Annotated in this window: 2 tRNA genes; both read right to left on the bottom strand. The window is 39.1% G+C overall.

From position 1 onward, the window contains the following. Positions 1 to 74: 74 nt before the first annotated feature. Positions 75 to 150: transfer RNA gene (locus CF66_RS00665), tRNA-Ala, on the bottom strand. Between the two features lie 80 nt (positions 151 to 230). Continuing rightward, positions 231 to 307, bottom strand: a tRNA-Ile gene (locus CF66_RS00660). Positions 308 to 404 lie beyond the last annotated feature (97 nt).

The following is a 404-nucleotide window of genomic DNA, read 5'->3' as shown; positions in this document are numbered from 1 at the left end:
ATTATCTGTCTAGTTTTCTAAATTGTTAAAGAACAGGCTTTACTATATTTAATTGATTTTAATCGTTTAATCATTGGTGGAGCTATGCGGGATCGAACCGCAGACCCCCTGCGTGCAAAGCAGGTGCTCTACCAGCTGAGCTATAGCCCCTTCTCCTTGCATACATTAGCTTTAAGTATGAACGTTCAATTTTAACTCCTTTTGGTAATAACTTAAATATTCAAAAGGATTGGTGGGTCTGAGTGGACTTGAACCACCGACCTCCCGCTTATCAGGCGAACGCTCTAACCAACTGAGCTACAGACCCAATATCTAACTAAACTCTTTAACTTTAAATTAATCTAATTAATTTGTGTGAGCACTCATTCAAACAATCCTGATATTTTAAGGAGGTGATCCAGCCC

Source organism: Candidatus Photodesmus anomalopis, from assembly GCF_000731785.2.
Lineage (GTDB): Bacteria > Pseudomonadota > Gammaproteobacteria > Enterobacterales > Vibrionaceae > Vibrio > Vibrio anomalopis.
The sequence above is the reverse complement of the archived record's forward strand: the minus strand, read 5'-3'. Positions and strand labels throughout refer to the sequence as shown.